Here is a 1,380-nt window from a genome sequence, read left to right as displayed (position 1 = left end):
TGCGGCGCACCCGGCGCATCCACTCATACCGATTGCACTCCAATGCGATCTTCAAAAAGACATTGAACAGACTCTAAGGGCCCGCGGCTGCCGCCGATGTTGCGGGTGGGGTGGGTGGTTAGTCGATGTCGATCAGATGCAGGCCGAAGGCACCGGCTTTGCGGTCTGCAAAGTAGGCCTGCAGCGTTTCCTTCACAGTGCGAAAGGCGATCTCGTCCCACGGCACTTCGTCTTCGGTGAAGAGGCGCGCCTCGATGGTTTCGTAGCCCGGGTTGAACTGGTCGCTGAGCAGGTTGGCGAGGTAGAAGATGTGCACCTGGCCCACGCGGGGCACGTTCAGCAGGCTGAACAGCGGGCCGATCTCGATCAGCGCACCGGCTTCTTCGTCCGTCTCGCGCGCCGCGCCCTGGGCCGTGGTTTCGTCCAGTTCCATGAAGCCCGCCGGCAGCGTCCACTTGCCCCAGCGCGGCTCGATGTTGCGCTTGCACAGCAACACCCGGCCGTCGGGCAGGGCCGGCACGGTGCCCACCACGTTCAGCGGGTTTTCGTAGTGCACCGTGTGGCAGGCCGTGCACACCGCGCGGTGCTTGGTGTCGCCGTCGTCGGGCAGCCGGTAAGCCACGGCGGTGCCGCAGGCGCGGCAGTGTTTGATGGGGCTGCGAAAAGTCATGCCGAAAATTTTGAATCAAATACGGCCCCAGCGCTTACGGGGTAAGCACTGGTAGCTATCAAACTGAGAGTATTGAAGCGCAGTGGCGCGGCCTCACACCACATCCAGCCGCAAGGTGCCCAGGCCTTCCACGCCGCCTTCGAGCACGTCGCCGCGCACCACGGCGCCCACGCCTTCGGGGGTGCCGGTGTAGATCAGGTCGCCCGGCTGCAGCTCCCACGCGGCCGACAGGTGTTCGATGGTTTCGGCAATGTTCCAGATGAGCTGGGTCACGGTGCTGCGCTGGCGGTCGGCGCCGTTCACCTGCAGCCAGATGGGCGCGTTGGCCACGTCGCCCGCCTGCGCGGCCGGGGTGATGGGGCCGATGGGCGCGCTCGCGTCAAAACCCTTGCCAATGCACCACGGGCGGCCCTGCTTCTTCATGTCGTTCTGCAGGTCGCGGCGCGTCATGTCGAGGCCCACGGCATAGCCGTAGATGTGGCCCAGCGCGTCGGCGGCCGCGATGTTCTTGCCGCCCTTGCCGATGGCCACGACCAGCTCGATTTCGTGGTGCAGGTTGGCGGTGAGGCTGGGGTAGGGCAGTCGGCCGGTTTCGCCCGCGTTCACCACCACGATGGCGTCGGCTGGCTTCATGAAAAAGAAGGGCGGTTCGCGGCCGGTGAAGCCCATTTCCTTGGCGTGTTCTTCATAGTTGCGGCCCACGCAGTAGA

2 protein-coding genes are annotated in these 1,380 nt (G+C 65.1%); both read right to left on the bottom strand.

Going from position 1 to position 1,380, the window contains the following annotated elements; translation table 11 throughout:
- Window positions 1-118: 118 nt before the first annotated feature.
- On the bottom strand, window positions 119-670 hold the full coding sequence (locus ACOQFS_RS01360; protein ID WP_421561195.1) for an NUDIX hydrolase: 552 nt from the start codon (window positions 668-670) through the stop codon (window positions 119-121).
- Between the two features lie 93 nt (window positions 671-763).
- Window positions 764-1,380, bottom strand: a 617-nt coding sequence (locus ACOQFS_RS01355; protein WP_421561194.1) for a fumarylacetoacetate hydrolase family protein, incomplete at its 5' end; no start/stop codon positions are given.

Origin of the sequence: Paracidovorax sp. MALMAid1276, assembly GCF_049198005.1 — a bacterium.
Classification (GTDB): domain Bacteria; phylum Pseudomonadota; class Gammaproteobacteria; order Burkholderiales; family Burkholderiaceae_C; genus Acidovorax.
The sequence above is the reverse complement of the archived record's forward strand: the minus strand, read 5'-3'. Positions and strand labels throughout refer to the sequence as shown.

What these genes read in the sequence shown, in the direction of transcription:
- ACOQFS_RS01360 (WP_421561195.1), bottom strand. Translation starts at nt 670, where the DNA reads ATGACTTTTCGCAGCCCCATCAAACACTGCCGCGCCTGCGGCACCGCC.